This window comes from Amycolatopsis sp. CA-128772, assembly GCF_002904295.1.
Classification (GTDB): Bacteria; Actinomycetota; Actinomycetes; order Mycobacteriales; family Pseudonocardiaceae; genus Amycolatopsis.
Genome location: NZ_PPHG01000096.1, coordinates 176370 through 199519, shown reverse-complemented (window position 1 = coordinate 199519; position 23150 = coordinate 176370). Strand labels below are relative to the sequence as shown.

Annotated in this window: 18 protein-coding genes and 1 tRNA gene; 6 read left to right on the top strand and 13 right to left on the bottom strand. The window is 72.0% G+C overall.

The window, feature by feature from the left end; genetic code table 11:
* Positions 1 to 283: 283 nt before the first annotated feature.
* The 8 genes from C2L59_RS43705 to C2L59_RS43670 all read right to left on the bottom strand — a co-directional run bounded on the left by C2L59_RS43705 (position 284) and on the right by C2L59_RS43670 (position 7642).
* The gene (locus C2L59_RS43705; RefSeq protein ID WP_103355453.1) at positions 284 to 1705 is read right to left on the bottom strand and encodes a S1C family serine protease; all 1422 of its coding nucleotides are present in this window, start codon (positions 1703 to 1705) and stop codon (positions 284 to 286) included.
* A gap of 73 nt (positions 1706 to 1778) precedes the next feature.
* Positions 1779 to 2861: a galactose-1-phosphate uridylyltransferase gene (gene galT, locus C2L59_RS43700; RefSeq protein ID WP_103355452.1), complete on the bottom strand. Its 1083-nt coding sequence runs from the start codon at positions 2859 to 2861 to the stop codon at positions 1779 to 1781.
* A complete protein-coding gene (locus C2L59_RS43695; protein WP_103355451.1) occupies positions 2858 to 3658 on the bottom strand; it encodes a DeoR/GlpR family DNA-binding transcription regulator in 801 nt (266 codons plus the stop codon). Before C2L59_RS43695 ends, galT begins: the two co-directional genes overlap by 4 nt.
* Before the next feature lie 97 nt (positions 3659 to 3755).
* Positions 3756 to 4190 (bottom strand): hypothetical protein, encoded by a 435-nt coding sequence (locus tag C2L59_RS43690; protein ID WP_103355450.1) that lies wholly within the window; start codon positions 4188 to 4190, stop codon positions 3756 to 3758.
* A 23-nt stretch (positions 4191 to 4213) separates the two neighbouring features.
* A complete protein-coding gene (locus C2L59_RS43685; protein ID WP_103355449.1) occupies positions 4214 to 5623 on the bottom strand; it encodes a HAMP domain-containing sensor histidine kinase in 1410 nt (469 codons plus the stop codon).
* Complete coding sequence (locus C2L59_RS43680; RefSeq protein WP_103355448.1) at positions 5620 to 6312, bottom strand: response regulator transcription factor; 693 nt, start codon at positions 6310 to 6312, stop codon at positions 5620 to 5622. Before C2L59_RS43680 ends, C2L59_RS43685 begins: the two co-directional genes overlap by 4 nt.
* A 67-nt stretch (positions 6313 to 6379) precedes the next feature.
* On the bottom strand, positions 6380 to 6988 hold the full coding sequence (locus C2L59_RS43675) for a trimeric intracellular cation channel family protein (protein WP_103355447.1): 609 nt from the start codon (positions 6986 to 6988) through the stop codon (positions 6380 to 6382).
* Positions 6989 to 7642 carry a response regulator transcription factor gene (locus C2L59_RS43670; protein WP_003087851.1) on the bottom strand — a complete coding sequence of 218 codons (654 nt, stop codon included), beginning with the start codon at positions 7640 to 7642 and terminating at the stop codon, positions 6989 to 6991.
* Between the two features lie 273 nt (positions 7643 to 7915).
* Here C2L59_RS43670 and C2L59_RS43665 point away from each other — a divergent pair.
* Positions 7916 to 7988: transfer RNA gene (locus tag C2L59_RS43665), tRNA-Arg, on the top strand.
* A gap of 384 nt (positions 7989 to 8372) precedes the next feature.
* On the top strand, positions 8373 to 10274 hold the full coding sequence (locus tag C2L59_RS43660) for a DUF2075 domain-containing protein (RefSeq protein ID WP_103355446.1): 1902 nt from the start codon (positions 8373 to 8375) through the stop codon (positions 10272 to 10274).
* A 43-nt stretch (positions 10275 to 10317) separates the two neighbouring features.
* Here C2L59_RS43660 and C2L59_RS43655 read toward each other — a convergent pair whose 3' ends face one another.
* Entirely contained in the window at positions 10318 to 11178 is an 861-nt protein-coding gene (locus tag C2L59_RS43655; RefSeq protein ID WP_103355445.1) for a hypothetical protein, read from the bottom strand.
* Positions 11165 to 11827 carry a hypothetical protein gene (locus tag C2L59_RS43650; RefSeq protein WP_103355444.1) on the bottom strand — a complete coding sequence of 221 codons (663 nt, stop codon included), beginning with the start codon at positions 11825 to 11827 and terminating at the stop codon, positions 11165 to 11167. The genes C2L59_RS43655 and C2L59_RS43650 overlap by 14 nt, the downstream gene beginning before the upstream one ends.
* Positions 11828 to 11975: 148 nt before the next feature.
* On the opposite strand from C2L59_RS43650, the gene C2L59_RS43645 reads away from it, so the two are divergent.
* Positions 11976 to 14894 (top strand): tetratricopeptide repeat protein, encoded by a 2919-nt coding sequence (locus C2L59_RS43645; RefSeq protein WP_233224016.1) that lies wholly within the window; start codon positions 11976 to 11978, stop codon positions 14892 to 14894.
* 43 nt (positions 14895 to 14937) lie between these two features.
* Here the strand turns inward: C2L59_RS43645 and C2L59_RS47650 are convergent, their stop codons facing one another.
* Both C2L59_RS47650 and C2L59_RS43640 read right to left on the bottom strand, forming a co-directional pair.
* Positions 14938 to 15114: a hypothetical protein gene (locus C2L59_RS47650; protein WP_158263149.1), complete on the bottom strand. Its 177-nt coding sequence runs from the start codon at positions 15112 to 15114 to the stop codon at positions 14938 to 14940.
* Between the two features lie 232 nt (positions 15115 to 15346).
* The gene (locus C2L59_RS43640; protein WP_103355442.1) at positions 15347 to 16480 is read right to left on the bottom strand and encodes an MFS transporter; all 1134 of its coding nucleotides are present in this window, start codon (positions 16478 to 16480) and stop codon (positions 15347 to 15349) included.
* An 86-nt stretch (positions 16481 to 16566) separates the two neighbouring features.
* Here C2L59_RS43640 and C2L59_RS43635 point away from each other — a divergent pair, with 86 nt between their 5' ends.
* Complete coding sequence (locus C2L59_RS43635; RefSeq protein ID WP_103355441.1) at positions 16567 to 17469, top strand: LysR family transcriptional regulator; 903 nt, start codon at positions 16567 to 16569, stop codon at positions 17467 to 17469.
* Here C2L59_RS43635 and C2L59_RS43630 read toward each other — a convergent pair.
* A complete protein-coding gene (locus C2L59_RS43630; RefSeq protein ID WP_103355440.1) occupies positions 17397 to 18389 on the bottom strand; it encodes an aldo/keto reductase in 993 nt (330 codons plus the stop codon). The two genes, C2L59_RS43635 and C2L59_RS43630, sit on opposite strands and share 73 nt — an antisense overlap.
* Before the next feature lie 46 nt (positions 18390 to 18435).
* On the opposite strand from C2L59_RS43630, the gene C2L59_RS43625 reads away from it, so the two are divergent.
* Complete coding sequence (locus C2L59_RS43625) at positions 18436 to 19767, top strand: PLP-dependent aminotransferase family protein (RefSeq protein ID WP_233224015.1); 1332 nt, start codon at positions 18436 to 18438, stop codon at positions 19765 to 19767.
* A gap of 90 nt (positions 19768 to 19857) precedes the next feature.
* Positions 19858 to 23100 carry a GH92 family glycosyl hydrolase gene (locus C2L59_RS43620; protein WP_103355438.1) on the top strand — a complete coding sequence of 1081 codons (3243 nt, stop codon included), beginning with the start codon at positions 19858 to 19860 and terminating at the stop codon, positions 23098 to 23100.
* Positions 23101 to 23150 lie beyond the last annotated feature (50 nt).

The window sequence follows — 23150 nt, the reverse complement described above, 5'->3', positions numbered from 1 at the left end:
CACGCAACCCGACCCTCCAGGCACGCGAACCGACGCCCCGGTTACGCCAGCCGACTCCCCAGGCACGCCAACCGACCCACCAGGTACGCCAGCCGACTCCCCAGGTACGCCGGCCGACCGCCCCGCCCCCTGACCCCGGGCCACAAACCCGGCCACAAATGCGGCCACGCGCGACCGGCATCAAGTGCCTGGTCGCGCGTGGCCTTGGGGGTCCGGCCCCGGAACGGGGGTCGAGCCGAAGCTGGTCTCGGCCGCACCACCGCGGCCGAGCGTCTGGACCAAATCAGTTGGGCTGGACCGGCTGGCCGCCGAGTGTCACCTCGACCGTGCGGCCGTCGGAGAGCGTGAACGTCGCCTTCTCGTCCGGGGCCCGGGTGCGGACCGCCGCGACCAGGGTGTCGGCCGAGTCGATCGGGCGTTCGTCGATCTTGGTGACGATGTCGCCCGCCTTCAGGCCGGCCTTCTCCGCCGGGCTGCCCGCGGTGATGGCGCCGAGCTCGGCGCCGCCCTGCGGAGCGTCCTTCACCTGGGCGCCGATGTAGGTCTGCACCGCCTGGCCGGTCTTGATGATCGTGTCCGCCGTGCGGCGGGCCTGGTCGATCGGGATGGCGAAGCCGATGCCGACGTTGCCGCCTTCGGACGCGCCCTGGCCCTGGCCGCCGGACGCCGACTGCGGGCTGTAGATCGCCGAGTTGATGCCGATGACCTGGCCGGCCATGTTCGCCAGCGGGCCACCCGAGTTGCCCGGGTTGATCGCCGCGTCGGTCTGGACCGCGTCCATCACCGTGGTCTGGTCGCCGCTGCTGCCGCCCGCGCGCACCGGCCGGTGCAGCGAGCTGACGATGCCCGAGGTGACCGTGCCGGCCAGCTCGAACGGCGAGCCGATGGCGACCACCGACTGGCCGACGCGCAGGTCGTCGGACCGGCCGATCTCCACCGGCGTCAGGTTGCTGACGCCGCTGACCTTGACGACCGCGATGTCGGTCGTCGGGTCGCGGCCGACGACCTTGGCGGCGGCCTTCTTGCCGTCCTGGAACACCGCCTGGATCTGGCCGCCGTTCGCGGCGACCTCGACCACGTGGTTGTTGGTCAGGATGTAGCCGTCGGTGCTGATGACGAACCCGGAGCCCTCGCCCGCGGCCTGCTGGCCGCTGACCTGCAGCTCGACGACGCTCGGCGACAGCTTCTGCGCGACGGCCTCGACCGAGCCGGCCGGCGCGTTGCCGGTCTGCTGGGCCGGCTTCGGCGCGTCGAGGGCGTTGCCGGCGGGACCCGACGTCCCGCCGGTCAGGTAGCCGACCGCCCCGCCCGCGATGCCGCCGACCAGCAGCGCGACCAGGGCGACCCCGGCGAGCAGCTTCCCGCTCGACCGCTTGGGCTGCGGCGGCGCCGCCGGCGTGTTGTAGACCGACGTGCCGGGCTGGCCGTACGGGTTCGGCGGCGGGTAGACGCTCTGCTGCGTCTGACCCGAGGGCACCTGCGCGCCCTGGGCGGACCAGGGGTTCGCGCTCTGCGCGCCGTACGCCGGATCGGCCCCGGTCACCGCGTGGTAGGACGGCTCGGAGTACTGCGGCGTACCGCCGGACTCGGGCTGGGCCTGCTCACCGTACGGGTGCCCCGCCCAACCGCCCTGGGCCGGCTGCTGGCCGGTCTCGGGGTGCCTCGGCGCCGCGGGGTCGTGTGCGCTGGGGTCGTTCTCGGTCATGTCCTCACCTTGCGCGATGGTCCTGAGAGGTTCCTGAGCCGAACCTGTGCATCGCAGATGAGTATGGCCGTGATCAGCCCGCCGCGCGGAGCCGTTCGGCGATCTGCTCCGGCGTCGCGTCGTTGATCCACACCGCCATGCCCGACTCGGACCCCGCCAGGTACTTCAGCTTGTCCTTCGCCCGCAGGACGGAGAACAGCTCCAGGTGCAGCCAGCCGAGCTCCCGGTCGCGGTGCACCGGCGCCTGGTGCCATGCGGCGATGTACGGCAGCGGCCGGTCGTACAGGGCATCGCAGCGGCGCAGCACGTCGAGATAGACCTCGGCGAAGTCGTCGCGCTCGGCGTCGGTCAGCGCGGGGATGTCCGGGACCTGCCGGTGCGGCACGATCTGGACCTGGACCGGCCAGCGCGCCGCCGGCGGCACGAACGCCGTCCAGTGCTCGCCGGACGTCACCACGCGCGCGCCGGACTTCTGCTCGGCCGCGAGCACGTCGCCGAGCACCGGGCGGCCGTGTTCGGCCTGGTAGGCGCGGGCGACGTCGAGCATCCGCGCGGTCTTCGGCGTGACGAACGGGTAGCCGTAGATCTGCCCGTGCGGGTGCGACAGCGTGACGCCGATTTCCTCGCCGCGGTTCTCGAACGGGAAGATCTGCTCGACGCCGGGCACCGCGGACAGCCCGGTCGTGCGGTCCGCCCAGGCGTCCACCACGGCCCGCACCTGCTCCGGGCTCAGCCGGGCGAAGGACCCGTCGTGGTCGCTGGTGAAGCAGACGACCTCGCAGCGGCCGCGGCCGGGCCGCACCGGCACCAGCCCGAAACCATCCACGGTGGACGGCTCCCCGATAACGTCCTCGGCGAAGGACGGGAAGCGGTTCTCGAAGACGACGACGTCGTAATCGCTTTCCGGGATCTCGCTCGGCTTGCCGGGCTTGCTCGGGCACAGCGGGCACAGATCGGCCGGCGGCTTGTACGTCCGCGTCTGCCGGTGCGCGGCCATCGCGACCCACTCGCCGGTCAGCGGGTCCAGCCGGATCTCCGACGCGGCCGAGACCGGCGGCAGGTCGCGGGTGTCCTCGGCGACGCGGTCGGGCGCGCCGGGCTGGTCGAAGTAGATGATCTCCCGGCCGTCGGCCAGGTGTCGTACGGTGCGCTTCACGCTTCTTGGGCCTCGTCCGTCTCCGCCGTCTCGGCGATCATGAGTTCTCCCGCCCGTTCGGCGAGCACTTCCTTGGCTTCGTCGGGCAGGCCGTCGTCGGTGACGACGACGTCGGCCTCGTCGAGGTCGGCGATCGTGGAGATCCCGACGGTGCCCCACTTGGTGTGGTCGGCGAGCACGACCAGCTTGCGCCCGGCCTCGACCAGCGCGCGGTCGGTCTCGCTCTCGGTGAGGTTCGGCGTCGTGAACCCCGGCCCGTCGGCCATCCCGTGCACGCCGAGGAAGACGGCGTCGAGGTGCAGCGACCGCAGGCTGTGCACGGCGACCGGCCCGACCAGCGCGTCCGAGGGCGTCCGCACGCCGCCGGTGAGCACGACCGTGCGGTCCGGCTGGGTCGACCCGCGGAGCACGTCCGCGACCTGGATCGAGTTGGTCACGATGGTGAGGCCGGGAATGGCGTCGAGGGCCCGCGCCAGCGTCCACGTGGTGGTGCCGGCGGAGATGCCGATCGCGGTACCGGGCCGGACGAGCGTCGCGGCGAGCTCGGCGATGGCTTCCTTCTGCGCGCGCTGGCGCACGGACTTGGCCTCGAACCCGGGTTCGTCGGTGCTCTTGCCGACGACCGAGGTGGCGCCGCCGTACACCTTCTCGACGAGCCCGCGCCCGGCGAGGACGTCGAGGTCGCGGCGCACCGTCATGTCGGACACGCCCAGCCTGGTCACCAGGTCACTGACCCGGACCGCACCGGTCCGGCGTGCCTCTTCCAGGATCACCGCCTGTCGCTGACGCGCCAGCACCGTTCAACTCCGTCCCCGTCAAGCCAACTACACAAAATCCTACACGATTAAACACGCAGGCCGCTGGATGCAGGAGGGTGAACTTGGAAACGCCAGGTCACAGCCCGGCGCGGATGATCGGCAGCACCACACCCCATGCGAACAACACCACCACAGGCAGGGCCGGCGCAACCCGCCACGCGCGGGGCAACCCGTCCGCGGTGACGAGCGCCGCGAACGCGTAGCTCGCGGCGGCCACGGCCGCGAACACCCAAAACGCCTCCCAGCCGGTCACCGTGGTGACCACCGCCAGCACGGTGAGGGGCCCGACCAGGGCGACGGGCCACGCCGGGCGGACGCGAGCCAGGGCCAGCAGCACCCAGGCCAGGGCGGCCGCGCCGAACAGCACGAGCGGCGCGACCACCATGCCGACGAGAAGGCACGCCGGACCGGTGCAGAGGCCGGAGATCGGGACCACCCTCAACGCCAGCGCCGCGAGCAGCCCGCTCACCGCGGCGATCAGGCAACGACAGATCAGGTCCCGGAGCGGCATGCGCCGATCCTGGCCCCGATCGGTCAGCCCGGTGCGCCCGGCAACCGGATCGTCATCAACGCGCCGCCTTCGGGCGCCTGCGAGGCGTAGACGGCCCCGCCGTGCCGCTCGGCCGCGTGCTTCACGATCGCCAGCCCGAGGCCCGAACCGGGCAGCGTCCGCGCCTCCGACGAGCGGTAGAAGCGGTCGAACACCTTGGGCAGGTCCTCGTCGGCGATGCCCGGGCCGGCGTCGGCGATCTCGACCACGGCGGTGCCGTCGCCGAGCGGGTACAGCCGCACCCACACCGTCGATTCCGGCGGCGAGAACTTCACGGCGTTGTCGAGCAGGTTCAGCACCGCCCGCTCGAGCGAACTGTTATCGCCGGTGAGCACCCACGGCTGCAGCGAGACGTCGAAGTTGATCTCGCCCGCGCGCCGCCGCGCCCGGTCGAGCGCGCGCTCGACGACCTCCAGCAGCTCGACGCGTTCGAACCGCTCGCGCGGCTCGTCCTGGCGGGCGAGCTCGACCAGGTCGCCGATGAGCTGCGTCAGCTCGTCGAGCTGGCCGCTGATGTCGGCGACGATGTCGATGCGGTCCTCGTCCGGCAGCGGCGGCGCGCCCGGCTTGCTCGCCGCGAGCAGCAGCTCGAGGTTGGTGCGCAGCGACGTCAGCGGGGTCCGCAGCTCGTGGCCGGCGTCCGCGACCAGCTGGCGCTGGCGCTCCTGCGAGTCCGCGACCGTGCCCAGCATGGTGTTGAAAGTCTGGGTGAGGCGCGCCAGCTCGTCGTCGCCGCTGACCGGGATCGGCCGCAGGTCCCCGGTCTTGGCAACGCGCTCGGCGGCCGACGTCAGCCGGTCGACCGGGCGCAGGCCGGTGCGCGCGACGGCGGTGCCCGCCGCGGCGGCGACCAGGATGCCGGCCCCGCCGATCAGGAAGAGCACCAGCGCGAGCTCGTTCAGCGTGCGCTTGGTCGGGCCCATCGACTGCGCCAGCACGATGGCCTCGCCGTGCCCGGTGGGCAGGGCGACGACGCGGCTGTCGGTGCGGAAGTCCGTCCGCAGCGACTCCGCCGAATCCCCGTTCGCGACGGCCAGCTCGTCCTGGCCGAACGGCGGCGGCGAGCTCGACAGCGGGTAGGTCATCACGGCGTGCGCGACGTCGGGCGCCGCGTTGAGCTGCCCGATCTGCAGGTCGGCGCTGGCCAGGAAGGCACCGGGGACCTGCCGCAGCTCGGTCTGCACCTGCGGCGAGTCCGCGGCCGCCTGCGCGCGCGCCATCAGGCTGTCGTCGAGCTGCTGGTAGAGGTTGCTGCGCACGACCATGTACGCGCCGAGCGACACCAGCGCGACGGCGCCGGCGACACAGGCGGCGGCGAGCAGCGTCACCCGGCCGCGCAGCGAGAACCGGCGGGCTCCCCAGCGCGTGCCGCGGGGATCGCCGGGCTCGGTCACGGCGGGGTTTCCCTCAGGACGTACCCCACCCCCCGCACCGTGTGGATCAGCCTCGGCTCCCCCTCGGCCTCCGTCTTGCGGCGCAAATAGCCGACGTAGACCTCCAGCGCGTTGCCCGACGTCGGGAAGTCGTATCCCCATACTTCCTCCAGGATCCGGCCCCGCGTGAGGACGTGCTTCGGGTAGGAAAGGAACAGTTCCAGCAGTGCGAACTCGGTCCGGGTCAGGCTGATCTCGCGGCCGCCGCGGCGGACCTCCCGCGTGCCGGGGTCGAGCGTCAGGTCCGCGAAGGACAGCACCTCGGACGCCTGGCCGTTCGGCCCCTCCGGGACGGCGCGGCGCAGCAGCGCCCGCAGCCGGGCCAGCAGCTCTTCGAGGGCGAAGGGCTTCGGCAGGTAGTCGTCGGCGCCGGCGTCCAGCCCGGACACCCGGTCGGAGACGGTGTCGCGCGCGGTGAGGACGAGGATCGGCAGGTCGTCGCCGGTGCTGCGCAGGCGGCGGGCCACCTCCAGGCCGTCGAGCCGGGGCATCATCACGTCCAGGACCATCGCGTCCGGCCGGTCGGCGATGATCGCCTCCAGCGCCTGCGCACCGTCGCTGGCCAGCTGGACCTGGTAGCCGTTGAACTCCAGGGACCGCCGGAGCGACTCACGGACGGCGCGGTCGTCGTCCACCACAAGGATGCGCATGGCGACAGTTTTACGCAGCGTGCTGAGACCCGCCTAAGAACACACACAGAACTAACAAAGGAAATTCTCACTCGGGACCGCGCGCGACCGGGGCGTTCCAGTGCCGCCAGAGCGCGACCACCCGGATGGTGACCACGACAGCGGCGGCGACGACGGTCACCGGCCCCTGCGGCAGTCGCGCAGCGTGACCGGCGGCGACGAGCACCGAGCCGGCCAGCGCGGCCACGGCGTAGATCTCCTTCCGCAGGACGAGCGGGATTTCCCGGAGCAGCAGATCGCGCACGGCGCCGCCGCCGATGCCGGTGGTCATCCCGATCAGACACGCGGCGTAGACGGTGGCGCCGGCGTTGAGCGCGATGGTGGTCCCGGCGGTGGCGAAGACGCCGAGCCCGAGCGCGTCGGCGAGCAGGACGCCCCGCCGCAGCCGCGCCACCTGCGGGTGAAAGACGAACACGATCAGGGCGGTCCCGGCGCAGACGGCGAGGTAGGACCAGTTCCGCAGGGTGGTGGGCGGGTGGATGCCGAGCAGGACGTCCCGGATGACGCCGCCCCCGAGAGCGGTGGTAAGCCCGACGACGACAACACCGAAGACATCGAGCCGGGCCCGCACGGCGGCGAGCGCCCCGGACGCGGCGAAGGCGACGAGCCCGAGGAACTCCAGCGCCGTGAGCAGCATCTACTGGTCGAGAAGCCCACCGCGGTAGGCCAGCAGCGCGGCCTGCACCCGGTTGGCGGCCCCGATCTTGGAGAGCACGGCGGAAACGTACCCCTTGACGGTGGCTTCGGAGAGGTGCAGCCGCCCCCCGATCTCGGCGTTGGAGAGACCCTGCCCGATCAGCGCGACGACCTCGCGTTCGCGTTCGGAGAGCGAGGCGAGCAGCTTGCGGGCGGGCTGAGCAGCACGTTGTTCGTCCCGGTGCGACTGAACCATCCGCGCGGCCACGCCGGGATCCAGCACCGCACCCCCTCGCGCGAGGTCACGCACGGCACGGAGCAGCGCGGCGGGATCGATGTCCTTGAGCAGGAAGCCGTTGGCGCCGAGCCTCAGCGCGAGGCTGACGTACTCGTCGATGTCGAAGGTGGTCAGCATGGCCACGGTGGGCGGGTCGGGCAGGGCGAGGATGGCCCGCAGCGCCCGGATGCCGTCGTCGGGAGCCCGCATCTTGATGTCGAGCAGGGCAACATCGGGGTGGTACCGCCGGGCCACCTCCACGGCGGATCTGCCGTCGCTCGCCTCGCCCACGATCTCGATGTCCTGGGCCCCGGACATCATCGCGCGCAACCCCGAGCGCACCAGTTCCTCGTCGTCGGCGAACATGAGCTTGATCAACGAAGCCCTCCGCAACAGCCGGTGGAGGCGGCTCCCCGCATCCCGTTAACGAAGGTTACCTACTGTTGTTCAGCAGTTCGAAACCAGACACGACCAGGTGAGGCACTGGTCCGTCCAGGTCAGGTGCGGTCCGCCGTCCGGCGGGGTGTATGCCCGAGCTTGCCGGCGTTGCAGAACCACTCACCTGGGTGACGACGAGAGTCGGGCTGGGCCATCCGTGCCCCAGCTGCTGCACGCACCCCGGGCAGGTTAAGCTGGCCGCGGCAGTAGCAGGCCCTCGTAGCTCAGGGGATAGAGCACCGCTCTCCTAAAGCGGGTGTCGCAGGTTCGAATCCTGCCGGGGGCACTCTGGGTGATCAACGCGATTAGAACAGCACGCGACCAGATCGCCCCATCGAGCCCGGGTTTACGGCTGATCGAAGTCGCCGAAACCGAAATCGTCGAGACACTCGCCGGTCTTCGCGCGACCTGCACGCCACGATCGAGTTACCGCAAGGTGTCGACACAGTCCGACAGCAAGCGCAACCTTTCCCGGCCACACTTTCGAGTTGACCCGAACGGGTTATAGCATCGCGCTCGGTTTCATCACCGACTTCCGGTCAGCTGCCGCTCCGCAGCCGGCCGGACCGAATCGGCTACCGTGGTCGACGCGGCCCGCCGGGCACCGAGGCGCTCCCTCGTCGCTGCCCCCATAACCGTCGTCGATGACGCACGCCTATGGGGGGACGAAGTGGCTTTGGTTCGCGGGACGGCAACGGCGCTTCTGGGCGAGGCGAACGCGGGCCAGCTGCACCTCCGCCTTCGCGAACAGTCCGGCTACGTGCTCGGTACCCGTGCCGGGCTCGGCGAAGTGAACTCCTGGCGCCGGAGCCTGCCGATCCTGCTCCGGGACCTCGTCGACGCGGAACTCGGTGAGGTGGAAGTCCTTCTGGAGCACCAGCTTCCGCACAGCAAGCGGCGGGTCGACGTGGTGCTCTGCGGAACTCATCCGCGCACCGGCGAAAGCAGCTTCGTGTTCGTCGAGCTCAAGCAGTGGTCGAAAGCCGAGCTCTACCTGGCCGAGGTGGTCAACGTTCCGGGTCTTCCCGGACACCACCTCCACCCCGCCGAACAGGTACGCGGGTATTGCCAGTACTTCACTGACCACACCCCGGCCTTGGTGGACCGTCCGGGCGCCGTGCACGGCCTGGCCTACCTGCACAACGCCCGCCGGGCCGATGTGGCCGCGCTGGCCCAGCACCCGGTCAGCGCGCACGGCCGGCTGTTCACCATGGACGACCGCGCTCAGCTCGCCGACCACCTTCGTGCGGTGCTCGACGTGGCCGCGGATCCGGGCGCCAACCGGCTCGCCGGAGACGAGTTCCTCGGCTTCGTCCACCGGCCCACCAAGCCGCTTCTCACGCACGCGGCCGCGGAGATCCAGGACCGCGCGCAGTTCGTGTTGCTGGACGACCAGAAAGTGGCCTACGAACTGGTGATGCAGGCGGTCGAACGCTCGCGCGCCGCCCGGACCCACACCGTCGTGATCGTCGAAGGCGGCCCGGGCTCGGGCAAGAGTGTCATCGCCCTGAGCCTTCTCGGCGCGCTGGCCAAGCGTGGCGTCGCCGTCGCGCACGCCACCGGGTCGAAGTCCTTCACCGAGACGATGCGCAAGTACGCCGGGCACCGGAGTACGCGAACGAAGGGGCTGTTCAAGTACTTCAACACCTACGTGGGGTGCGAGCCACGCGAGCTGGACGTCCTGATCTGCGACGAAGCACATCGCATCCGCGAAAAGGGCGTCAACCAGTACACCCGCAAGGAACAACGGGAACGCGCCGGGCGTCAGGTCGACGAACTGATCAACGTCGCCGCCGTACCGGTCTTCCTGCTCGACGAGCACCAGACGGTGCGGCCCGGCGAAATGGGCTCGCTGCGGGAGATCACGGCCGCCGCCGAAGCGCTGGGCTGCGCGGTCGAAGTCGTCCGCCTGAAGGACCAGCTCCGCTGCGGCGGCTCCGCCTCGTACGACACCTGGGTGGCCCGGCTGCTCGGGCTCGGCGAGAACGCCGAACCGCCGATCGCGTGGAGCAAGATCGCCGGCCCGCTCGACGACGGGATCACGCTGACCAGTGCCGCGTCCCCGGAAGCGCTCGAAGCCTGGGTTCTGCAGCAGGAAGCACAGCACGGCGGCACGGCACGGCTGGCCGCGGGGTTCTGCTGGCCGTGGAGCAATCCGAAGGAGGGCGAGAACGGACGTCACCTCGTCGACGACGTGGTGATCGGCGACTGGAAGCGTCCGTGGAACGCCAAGGCGGAAGGGTCGAAGGCCGTTCCCGGAGTCCCGAGTTCGGCCTACTGGGCCACCGACGAACGCGGCTTCGGGCAGGTCGGCTGCATTTACACCGCGCAGGGCTTCGAGTACGACTGGTCGGGTGTCATCTTCGGCACCGACCTCGTGCGGCGTGACGGCCGCTGGAAGCCGGACCGGACGAAGTCGAAGGACCCGGCCGTGCGCAAGGCGGACGAATTGTACTTCTCCGCGCTGATCAAGAACACCTACAAGGTGCTTCTCACCAGGGGCATGCGGGGTACCGCGGTGTTTTCCGAAGATCCGGAAACCCAGGCGTTTCTAAAAGAAATGACCAGCTGACGGGCACGGATCTAGCTGCCGCGCCCAACCGGCGTCGAACGGGTCACGGCTGATCCACCCACCGGGCCCCGTAGGCCAGCCCCGGTGTCAGGTGGCGGAACTGCAGGTGCACCTCCCCCGCCGCGTCGACCGGCTGCGTCCGGCCCCGGTACCCCGCGTCCGAAACGTCCCTCTCGAACGCCCCATCCAACGCGAGCACCTCCGCCGGGCAGCCGCCCCGGCCGAAGCGGAGGCGTAAATCGAACAGTTCGCAGCGGTGTCTCGGGACGTGGACCAGGTGGGTGGCCGGCTCCAGCTTGGACAGCACCGCGAACTCCCACGACTCACCGCGGGACAACGGACGCGGCAGCTCCACCGTGCCCTCCGAGAGGGTTCCGCCGTAGAGGACCATTCCGTCGGCGCCGCCGGTGGCCAGGGGGAACGTGCGCAGGCCGTCCTGGTCCGCCACCACTCTGTGCTGTTCGAACACGCACGACTCGCCCACGATCGCCGCCAGCGTTACCCATGCCGTGTGCCAGCTGCCCGGCGAAGCGCCCGCCGGGGCGCCCAGGGCCAGCTCTGCCAGTAGCTCGATCGCCTCGTCCACGCGGCGCCGGACCGTTCGCGGGTCCCGGTCCACACGCGCGGCCGCCCAGCGGACGCGGTCCTGGTACAGGGGCTGGCGGGCCTCCGCCGTGATCGCGAAGGCCGCCAGGACCGCCAACCGCAAGTCCTCCGGCAAGTGCGACGACAGCTCCGACAGCCTGGCCGTCACCTTCGCCCGGACCACCACCATCCCGTCCGACTCCGCGACCGCGCAGGCCGACGACAACGCCGGCCCGACGCGGTCCGGGAGCCTGCTCGCCTGCAGCCCTCGGCCCTTCCGCAGCGACTTCAGCTCCCGGACCAGCTCAGCGCGCTCCACTGTTCTCTCCCTCAGTGCGTTTCCATGGCAACTCCCTTGCGGACCCCCGTGGGGACAGCGTGCGGTCGGCCGGTGGACGGGAAGTGGACAGAACGTGCATCACCGAGGCGATCAGCGCCGTTCCCATGCGGACGCCGTCGCGGCCGAGGTACGTGCGGAACGTTCCGATGCGATCGAGGGCCGCCGGGTCCGCGTCGCCCAGGCCGAACGTCACCACGCGGGGGCAGCAGGCCCACGCCGGGTCCGTCAGCGACGCGAACGCGAACGGCCAGGTCACCGGGTCCGTCGGCTGGCCGTCGGACAGGAAGAACACCAGGGGGCGGTGGACCTGCAGGCGGTGCCGCCGCAGGATCGACACGTCGCGGTCGATGAGCGAGCGCAGGAAGGTGAACGCCGGGCCGAAGTTCGTGCCCGCGCACGGGGCCGGTTCCGGCAGTTCCGCCAGGTCGTCCATCGGGAGCAGGGACTGCACCACCTGCGGCTGCTCGCCGAAGCCGACGACGCTGCAGAACACGCGGTCGGCGACCGAGGCGTCCGCGTGGACCGCGCCGCGGAACTCGCGCAAGCCCACGTTCAGCTCCTCGATGTGGTCGGCCATCGAAAGCGAGACGTCACAGGCCACGTAACACGGCAACACATCGGACCCCATACCGGTTTCTCCTTCACACCCCTGGTCGACCGGCGGAGTTTGCCAACCGCGCGTGCACCGAACGTGGAAGAAATGCGGATTTCCGAAACCCGGACGGCCGATTGCGCGACATCAAAAGAGGACAGCAAGCTGACGCCGGGGAGGCTGCGTGGAGTTTCGGATGCTCGGCCCGCTGGAGGCGTGGCACGACGGCGTGCCGGTGCCGCTGGGTGACCAGCAGCAGCGGTTCGTCCTCGTCGTGCTGCTCCTGCACGCCAACAAGCCCGTGACACCCGCCCGCCTGGCCGAGATCGTCTGGGCCGACCGCGAAGCCAAGCCCACCCTGGTGCGCAGCTACATCAAGCGGCTGCGGGACGTCGTCGGGGACGCGACCATCGAGACCACCCCGACCGGCTACCTGCTGCGGGCCGGCGAGGACCAGCTCGACACCACGCGGTTCGCCCGGCTCCGCGCCGAAGCCGCGGACGTCCGCGCCGACGACCCGCGCCGGGCGATCGCGCTGCTGCGCGAGGCCGTCGGGCTGTGGCGGGGGAAGTTCCTGGAAGACATCGACATCGACCGCGTCGGCGGGGCCGAGGTGATCTCGCCCGACGAGAGCTACCCCGACGTCGTCGGGGACCTGGCCGAGCTGGAGCTCGAGGCCGGCGAACACCGCCCGGCGCGCGACCGGCTGCGGCCGCTCGTCCAGGCCGATCCGGCCAGCCAGAAACACGCCGAACTGCTGATCCGCGCGCTGCTCGCCGGCGGCGACCGGGTGGCCGCCCTGCGCGTCTTCCACGCCACCCGCGACGCCCTCGCCGCCCTGCGGATGGCGCCCGGGCCGGTGCTGCGCAAGCTCGCCGCGCGGGCCGAACAGGGCGATCCGCCCAGCTCGCTGCCGTCGCGGCCCGGCGAATTCACCGGCCGGACCGGGGAAATCGGCGCCATCGAGGCGGCCGCCGGGGCCGGGCGGCGCGCGGTGTGGGTCAGCGGTGCGCCCGGCGTCGGCAAGACCGGCCTGGTGGTCGAGGCCGCGCACCGGCTCCGCGGCCGGTTCCCCGACGGCCAGCTGCTGGCCCGGCTGAACGGGTTCACCCCCGGCGTCGACCCGGCCGACGTCGGCGACGCCCTCAGCGAGCTGCTGCTCGAACTCGGCGTGCCCGCCGAGCAGATCCCCGCCACGGTGGGCCGGAAAGTCACGCTCTACCAGGCGACGCTCTGGGGCACGCGCACGCTGGTCGTGCTGGACAACGCCGCGTCGCCCGAGCAGATCCGGCCGCTGCTGCCGGAGGCGGAGGGCTGCCTGGCCGTCATCACCAGCCGGCGGATGGGCGACGCCGACACCGGCGAGCCCCTGCGGCTCGCCCCGCTGCCGCCCGAGGAGGCGGCCGAGCTGTTCCACGCGCTGGCCGGCCCGGCGCGGCTACGCGGCCGGGCGGCCGACGTCGCCGCGGTGGTCCGGCGGTGCGGCTACCTGCCGATGCCCATCCGGGTGGCGGCCGCGCTGTTCCGGCGGCACGACCGGTGGCCGCTGGAGCACCTGCTGCGCCTGCTCGAGGAAAACGGGCCGTGGGGCGCCGAAGACGACGGCGGCACGGCCGCGGTGCGCGCGTCCTACCACCAGCTCGGCGAGCCGCAGCGCGCCCTGTTCCGGCTGCTCGGGAGCCTGCCCGGGCCGGACGTGGACGTCACCGGCGGGGCGGCGCTGGCCGGCTGCGACGTCGCCGAGGCGCGGCTGCTGCTCGACGACCTGCACGAGGTCAGCCTGCTGGAGGAGGCCGCGCCCGAGCGGTACCAGATGCTGGACCCGCTCAAGGAGTTCGCCGCCGTCGAGCCGGCGCCCGCGCACGCGCTGGTGCGGCTGCTCGACTACTACCTCGTCACGCTGGCGGCCGCGGTCTGCGCCGCGTACCCCTTCGACCGTGCGCAGCTGCCGTCGACGACGGACCGGGCCTGCGCGGTGACGCCGGTCTTCGCCGACGCCGAGGCCGGGTTGCGGTGGATCGTCGCCGAACGCGACAACCTCGTGGCCGCCATCCGCTACGCCGCCGGGCACGCGCTGCCCGAGCACACCTGGCGGCTGGCCGTGCTGCTGTGGCGGTACTTCAACACGACGAACCAGTTCGAGGACTGGATCGGCACGCTCGAGCTCGCCTGGCGGATCGTCTCGGCCGACGCGGGGAACGACTACGGCCAGGCGCACGTCCTGCTGCGGCTGGCCACCGCGCACGACCGGCGCGGGCAGCTCGCCGAGGCCCTCGAGCTCGCCGCCCAGGCCCTGCCCAAGTGGCGCCGCCTCGGCGATTTGCGCGGCGAAGCGGCGACGCTCTGCGCGCTCGCCATCCCGACCATGGAACTCGGGCGCCACGAGCAGGCGATGGCCCACCTCGAGGCCGCGCTGGTCAAGTACGAGCAGACCGAGGACCGGCGGGGCGAGGCCCACGCGCTGAGCATGCTGGGCTACCTCAACGAACAGCACGGCCACCTCGAAGTCGCGTTGCGGCAGCACGAATCCGCCGCGCGGATGCTGCGGGAGATCGGCCACGTCCAGGGCCTGGCGCACACGGTGAACAACCTCGGCTCCGTGCAGGAACGGCTCGGCCTGCTCACCGAGGCGCTGGCCAGCTACACCGAAGCGCACGCGCACGCGGCCGAGGTCGGCGACCACTGCGTCGAGGCGTACGCGCTGAACAACATCGCCAACGTGCACCGGCAGCGCGGCCGGTACGCCGAAGCCGTGCGCTACCACGACAAGGCCCGCGAGGTCGCGGCGAACGTGCCGGACGCCGACCTGCGCACCCAGCTCTACCTCGACCGCGGCGCGACCGCGCTGGCCCGCGGCGCCCGCCAGGAGGCGCTCACCGCCGGCAAGTCGGCCCTGGACCTGGCCGACGGCAGCGGGAACCGCGCCTACCGGGCCCGCGCCCACCGCGGTGTCGCGGAGACGCTGCACGCGATGGGCGACCACGAAGGCGCGGTCACACACTGGGCCGCGGCCGAGGCCGAGTTCGCCGCGCTCGACCTGCCGGAAGCCGGCGAGGTCCGCGAGGAACGCTCGGCGCTCGGGTGCGCCTGCGGCCCGCGGTGAGCCGTGAGTGGCGGCGACGGTGCCGCCACCCACGGCCGGCCGGTCAACCGTGCCAGGGGTTGCCGTCGGTGGTGTCCGTCGGCGTCGGGGTGACGACGGCGGCGGCCGGGGCCCCGCCGTTGTCGTCGGCGGACGCCGCGGTGGAACCGAGCAGCGGCAGGGCGGCGAGCGCGCAGATTGCGAGCGCCGGGCCACCGAATTTGAGCAGCTTCTTGGACATGACGAATCCTCCTCGGAAACGGTGATTTCTGAGCGCTTCGGAGAATTTCTGCGCCCACCACCGAGGATTCGCGCCGCCGCATTGACCGACAAGGGGTTTCCTGTGTCATAAACGAACAGGAAACAGTTTCCGCCGTCGCATCCACGCGCTGTCCACTTCCTGTCCACACCCGGCGCGGATGCTGCGGGCACACCGGAGGCCGCGTTCTCGAGGGGGGAACGCGGCCTCCGGATCAGCCCACCGGCTGCGGCCGCGCCGCCGGGATCGCCGCGACGACCAGCGCACCGGCCAGGAGCAGCGCCGACGCCGTGACCAGCGCGATCGACGTCGTCGTGCCGGCCAGCACGGCCCCCAGGACGGCCACCCCGAGCGCCGCGCCCGCCTGCCGGGCCGCGTTCAACGCGCCGCCGGCGACGCCGGTCAGGTCGGGCGGCGCCGCGGCGACCACCGCCGTCAGCAGCGACGGGATCGCCAGCGACACCCCGAAGCCCAGCATCGCCAGCGCGACCACCGACAGGACCGCCGCCGTCGAACACGCCTGGACCAGGACGCCGAGTGACATCAGCAGAAAGCCGGCCACCGCCGGCACTCGTGGTCCGACGCGAGCCACCAGCCGGCCGGTGAAAATCGGGTTGAACGCCGTCGGGATCGTCACCGGGAGGAAGGCCATTCCGGTCATCGACGGCGGATATCCGCGGGTTTCCTGGAAATACAGTGACAGCACGAACAGCACCCCGGACAACCCGAAGTTCACGATCGCGCCCGCGGCGAGCCCCAGCGGGAACGCCCGAGCCCGGAACAGGCGCGCGGGGAGCATCCGGCCGCGCCTGGCCGGGGTCGGCGGCGCCGGACGGGACAACGCCAGCGCGATCGCGGCCACCGGGACGTTGACCAGGAAGATCGCCCGCCAGCCGAACGCCTCCGTCAGCAGGCCGCCCAGCAGGGGCCCGGCCACCAGTCCCGTCCCGCTCACCGCGGCCCAGACGCCCATCGCCTTCGCCCGCGCGCCCGGCGCCGGGAAAGCCGCCGCGATGAGCGACAGCGAGGAGGGCACCAGCAGGGCGCCCGCGACGCCGAGCAGGGCCCGGAGCGCGATCAGCATCAGCGTCGAGAACGACAGCGCCGACAAACCGGACAGCGCCGCGAACGAGACCAGGCCGGTGAAGAACACGCGGCGGGCGCCGAAGCGGTCCGACCACGCGCCCGCCACCAGCAGGAACGCCGCGAACGTCAGCGTGTAGCCGTTGGAGATCCATTGCTGCGCCGGCAACGACGGCGAAAGGGCCGGGAGGGCGACCGTCACGATCGTCGTGTCCAGCATGACCAGGAAGTAGCCCAGCGAAAGGCCGGCGAGGAGTCTTGCCACACCCGGAAGCCTGGACGCTCGGTGACTTCGGCGGAAGCAGGCAGTTACGATGGCGGGTATCGGGACCGCCGATGGTGGGGGATGCCATGGAACTGCGCCACCTGCGCACCTTCCGCGTCGTCGCGCGGACGCTCAACTTCACCCGCGCCGCCGCCGAACTGCACTACGCCCAGTCCAGCGTCACCGAGCAGATCCAGGCCCTGGAAGCGGAACTCGGCTCGAAGCTGTTCGAACGCGGGCGGCGGCTGCGGCTCACCGGCGCCGGCGAACGGCTCGTCGGGTACGCCGGCCAGGTGCTCGAACTCGTCGAAGAGGCCAGGGCCGCGGTCGACGAGGAACGCGGTGAACCCGAAGGCGAGCTGACCATCGGCGCCCTCGAAACCTTGTGCGCCCAACGCATCCCGGCCCTCTTCGGCGCGTACCGGACGCGGTGGCCGCGGGTGCGCGTCACGCTCCGGGAGGGCGGCCGCGGGGAGCTCTACCAGGCCGTGCAACGGTCCGAAATGGACGTTTGCTTCACCTTCGGCGACGCACCCGCCGACCCGGCCCTCGCCAGTGCGTCGCTGGGCACCGAACAGCTCGTCGTCATCGTCCCGCCGGGCCATCCGCTGGCCGGCCACGACGAACTCCGGCCCGAAGACCTCGACGGCGTCGGGTTCCTCGCGACGCCGGACGGCTGCGGCTTCCGGGAGATGCTGGACCGGATCGCCGGGCCGGTCGTCGAGGCCGAGGTCGGCAGCCTCGCCGCTCTCGCGCGGTGCGTGGCCGCCGGCCTGGGGTGCGGGCTCGTGCCCGCCATCGTCGACCACGAAGGCGCGGTCGCCGTCCCGCTGGCCGGCGCGACCACCGGCGTCACCATGACGTGGCGGCGGCGCGACGAGCACAAGCCGAGCGTCGCCGCGCTGCTCGCCACCGCCTACGCGTCGTCCAGCACGGAAACCAGCTCGTCCGGCAGCGCCAGGGTGAAGGCCGGCGCGATCGACTCGTAGTGCGCCCACGTCCGCGGGCCGATCAGCGGGATCACTCCCTTGTGGACCAGCCACGCCAACGCGACCTGGTTGCCGGAAACGCCCAGCTCCGAAGCCACCTTCGCCACCGCCGCCAGCCGCGCTTCCGACGCCGGGCCGGCGTACGCGCGCCAGACCGGCGTCGACTCCCGGTAGGCCGCGTCGTCGTAGATCCCGCGCAGCAGCGAGGAATACGCCGCCAGGGAGACGTCCGGGTGCAGCGACAGCCAGTCCAGCAGCTCGCCACCGGCGATGGACGGGACGTCGGCGCCGGCCGGGCGCAGGTACGAGTGCTGGACCTGGACCGCCACCGGCGACGCCCAGCCGTTGGCCAGGGCCAGCGCGCGGATGCGGTCCAGGCGCCAGGTCCGGACGTTGCTCCAGCCGATGTACCGCACCTTGCCGGACCGCACCAGAGCGTCCAATGCGGACAGGGTCTCTTCGAGCGGGACGCGGCGGTCGTCCACGTGGACGTAGTAGAGGTCGAGGTGGTCGGTGCCCAGACGGCGCAGGCTCGCCTCGGCCTCGCGTTCGATCACCGCGGCTCCCGCGCCCTCGAACGTGCGCTCCACCGCGTCCCAGTCCACCGTGCCGTCCGGATGCCGGGCCGCGCGGGCCGCCGGGAGGTCGGTGATGCCCGCCGACACCTTCGTCGCCAGGAACACCCGGTCACGGCGACCCCGCAGCAACCGGCCCAGCAGGGACTCGCTTTCGCCGCCGGTCGCGTCCGGTGCCCACCAGGCGTAGCAGTTCGCCGTGTCCAGGAAGTCGCCGCACGCGTCGAGGTACGCGTCCAGGATGCGGGCCGACGTGGGCTCGTCGGTCGACGTGCCCATCGTCATGCAACCCAGCGACACCTGACTCACGTGCTGACCGGTCCGGCCCAGTTCCACCTTCTTCATGAGATCGAGCCTAGGCAGAATCGGTCCGGTACTACGATCCAATGGCGTGGCCGGATCACAGACCAATTGGGGCGTCCTGCTGGAACCGGCCGGGCCCGGGCCGAAACACGAACAGCTGGCCCGGGCCCTGCGCCAGGCCATTCGCGAAGGCAGCCTCGACGACGGTGTCGCGGTGCCGCCGAGCCGTCAGCTCGCCGCCGACCTGGGGTGCTCGCGGTGGGTCGTCACGCAGGCGTACGCCCAGCTCGTCGCCGAGGGGTACCTGGCCGGACGCACCGGGTCGGCCACCCGGGTCCGTCGCGTGGCGGGCGAAACCGGCCCGAAGACACCGCCCACGGCGACCCCGCCGCCGCGGTACGACCTCGCCCCGGGCCTGCCCGACCTGCGGCACTTCCCCCGCCGGGCGTGGGCGGAAGCGGTCTGCGAGGTCCTCACCACCGCGCCGCACACGGACTTCGGGCTGCCGCAGCCGGGCGGCCACCCGCGGCTGCGGCGGGTCCTGGGCGACTACCTCCGGCGCGTCCGCGGCGCCGCACCCGGCACCGTGCTGGTGTGCGGCGGCGTCACCGACGGCGTGACCGGCGTGTGCCGCGCCCTGGTCGAGCGCGGCCACACCCGGCTGGCGGTCGAGGATCCCGGGTGGACGCGGTTGTGGCGGGCCGCCGAAGGCGCCGGGATGGCCGTCGAGCCGGTGCCGGTCGACGGCGAAGGCCTCGACGCCGGGCGGATTCCGGCCGGCGTCCGCGCGGTGCTCGTCACGCCCGCGCACCAGTTCCCCACCGGTGTCGTGCTTTCGCCGCGGCGGCGGGCCGCGCTCCTCCGCTGGGCGCGGGACGTCGACGGGCTGGTCCTCGAAGACGACTACGACGCCGAGTTCCGCTACGACCGGCGGCCCGTCGGCACCGTCCAGGGCACCGACCCCGGGCGGGTCGCGCTCTTCGGGTCGGTCAGCAAGACGCTCAGCCCCGCGCTCGGGCTCGGCTGGGCGGTGGTGCCTCCACAGTGGACAGTGGGCACGCGGCCGCCGCCCGTGGTCGACCAGCTCGCGCTCGCCGGCTTCGTCGAGAGCGGCGGCTACGACCGGTACCTGCGGAGCGCCCGGCTGCGCTACCGCGCCCGGCGCGACCGGCTCGTCGCCGCGCTCGGCCCGGCGCGGCTCTCCGGCGTCGCGGCCGGGCTGCACCTGGTGCTCCACCTCGACCAGGACGCCGCAGCCGTCGTCGGCCGGGCGAGAACGGCGGGCGTCAAGGTGACCGACCTCGACGGCTACCGGGCCGCGCCCGGCGAGCCCGCCCTCGTCCTCGGCTACGGCAACCTCGCGGACACCGGCGTCGAGGCCGCCGCGGCGCTGCTCCGCGAGGCGATGACAACGGCTTGACCTGGTTGCCGCCTTCCAAACGCCCCGCCGATGTGAAAGGCTGCTGGACAGTCCGCTTCTGACAACGTTGTCACCTGGGAGGTGCGCCCCATGGGGTCGCAGCAGAGCAGACGGCTGGTCGCCGCCGCGGCCGCCGGGCTCGTGGTCGCCGCCACGAGCCAGGCCACCGCACACGCCGCCGTGCCGGTCGATCCGGTGAGTTCGGTCAACCCGTTCGTCGGCACGCAGAACTTCGGGAACACCTTCCCCGGCGCCAGTGCGCCGTTCGGGATGGTGCAGGTCAGCCCGGACACGGGCGGCCAGGGCGGCTACGACTACCTGCAGAACGCGATCTACGGCTTCAGCCAGACGCACCTGTCCGGCGTCGGCTGCGGCGTGATGGGCGAGCTGCCGGTCATGCCGACCACCGGGGCCGTGGACAACGTTGACAAGAACGCCTACCGGTCCGAGTACCGCCACGACGACGAGCACGCCGAGCCCGGCTACTACCGCGTCGGCCTGAAGAAGTACGGCGTGAACGCCGAGCTGACGGCGACCGCGCGCACCGGCTGGCAGCGATACACGTTCCCGTCGACCGGGCAGGCGAACGTCCTGTTCAACACGGGCCAGGCCAACCAGTCCGTCAAGGACTCCGAGATCCACGTCGTCGGCGACCGGACCCTCGAGGGCCGCGTCCGCGCCGGCGGGTTCTGCGCCGGGCACGACGAGCACACCGTCTACTTCACCGCCACCTTCGACCGGCCGTTCAGCTCGTTCGGCACCTGGCGCGGTTCGACACGCAGCGAGGGCAGCCGCGACGCCGCGGGCACCGGCGGCAACGGCGCCTGGGCGAGCTTCGACGCGACCACCGACCACGACGTCGTGCTCAAGGTCGGCCTCTCCTACACCGGCCTGGACGGCGCCCGGAAGAACCTGACGGCGGAAACGAAGGACAGCTACGACTTCGACGCCACGCGCGCGGCGCTGCACCAGCAGTGGGCCGACCGGCTCGGCGCGATCAAGATCGGCGGCGGCACCACCGAGCGGCAGACGGCGTTCTACACGGCGCTCTATCACGCGCAGCTGCACCCGAACCTGGCCGGCGACACCGACGGCGCGTACACCGGCTTCGACGGCAAGGTGCACACCGCCGGCGGCTACACGCCGTACCAGAACTTCTCGCTGTGGGACACCTACCGGCCGCAGAACCAGCTGCTGGAGATGCTCGAACCGCAGGTCGCGCGCGATGTGGCACTTTCGGTCGTCGCCATCGGCCGTGACGGCGGGTGGCTGCCGCGGTGGGCGCTGGCCGAGAGCGAAACGAACATCATGACCGGCGACCCGGTCACGCCGTTCCTCGTCGAAGCGTGGTCGAAGGGCCTGCTCGCCGGGCACGAAGAAGAGGCGTACGCGCTGCTCAAGAAGAACGCCACGAGCACCCCGCCCGCCGACTCGCCGTACAACGGGCGCTCCGGCGTCAACCACTACAACGAGCGGGGATACATCCCGAGCGGGCTGGAGCTCGGCAAGGACTGCGCGGCCAAGGGCGGCGACAACGACTGCGAGCACCCGGCGTCGGCGACCATGGAGTACGCCGCCGCGGACGCGTCGCTCGCGCTGATGGCCCGCGGCCTCGGCCACCAGGCGGACGCGCGGATGTTCGCCGACCGCGGCCAGTGGTACCGCAACCTGTGGGACACCTCGATCCAGCAGTTCCGCCCGCGCACCACCGAGGGCACCTTCCTCACGCCGTACAACCCGGTCGACGCCGGCCACCAGTTCCACGAAGGCGGCGCCTACCAGTACCAGTGGCTCGTGCCGCAGGACCCGGCCGGGCTCGTCTCGCTGATGGGCGGCCGGACGGCGACCGAGAAGCGCCTCGACTCGTTCTTCTCCTACGGCAACCTGCTTTCGGACCCGGCGGGTACGGCCCGGAAGGACTGGATCGCCAGCCCGTACGACTACTACGGCAAGGCGACGTACAACCCGAACAACGAGCCGGACCTGCTGGCGCCCTACATGTACAACTGGGTCGGCGCCCCGGCGAAGACGGCGACCGTCGTCCGCGCGGCGATGACGCTGTTCACCACCGGCCCCGACGGCATGACCGGCAACGACGACCTCGGCACGATGTCGGCCTGGTACGTCTTTTCGTCGCTGGGCCTGTACCCGACGATGAGCGGCGCGAACTTCCTGGCGGTGTCGAGCCCGCAGTTCGAGTCGGCGACCGTCCGCATCGGACAGTACGGCGCTTCGCAGGGCGGCACTCTGACGGTGTCGGCGCCGGGCGCGAGCGACACGAACCGGTACATCCAGAGCGTGTCGCTCAACGGCCGCGACGTCCGGCAGACGTCCCTGGACTGGTCGTCCCTGGCGCACGGCGGGACGCTCTCGCACAAGCTCGGCTCCCGCCCGTCGTCGTGGGGAACGTCTTCGTCCGCGGCGCCGCCGTCGGTGAACAACGCCGTGGGCGACCTGCGGCGGCACGTCGACGCTTCGCTGCGGCAGACGTCGATCGTGATCCCCTCGGGCCCGGCGCAGCAGGTGCACCTCGACCTGGACGTCCTGGCGCAGAACCCGGTGTTGCAGCCGGTGACGGTTTCGGTGACGTCCCCGTGGAAGGCGCAGGTCCAGCCGCTGCGGCTGATCTGGTCGGGCCGGCTGCCGGTGCAGCAGACCGTGCCGATCACGGTGCACGTGCCGGCCGGAGCGGCGCTCGGGACGTACCCGGTGCAGGTGACGGTGTCGGGGCTGGGCGCGAACAAGGTGACACGCTCGGCGACGATCGAGGTCCGGACACCGTCGGCGTGCGTGTCACCCGGCCCGCAGTGCGCGGTGGACCTGAGCCGCGACCGCAACCACGACGGCACGGCCACGGTGGCGGCATCCACGGAGGGCAACTTCGACGGCGGCGGCTGGAGCTACGACGCGGCCCTGCTCCCACCGGCAGGCCCGGTGGCGTGGGACGGCGTCACGTACGCGGCCCCGGACGCTTCGGGGACGTCGCCGGACTTCGTGGAGGCCCGCGGCCAGTCGCTGCTGCTACCGGCGGGTCAGCACACGGCGCTTCGCATGGTGGGGGCCTCCCACAACGGCCCGGTATCGACGACGGTGACGGCCCACTACACGGACGGGACGAGCGCTGATTTGGCGTTGACGTTCGGCGACTGGGCGGGGTCCGGCGATCCGGTGCTGCTGGAGATGCCGCACCGGATCAAGGCGGGGAGCGGGGTCGACGGGCCGCCGGTGCGGCTGTTCGGGATCTCGGGCGCGCTGGACGGCGGGAAGACCGTGCAGTCGGTGAGCCTGCCGAACGACCCGCGGGTGGAGATCTACGCGCTCACCCTGGTGTGAGGGGTTGGGTTCGCCGGGGAGTTCGCTTCCCGGCGGACCGGACCGGACCG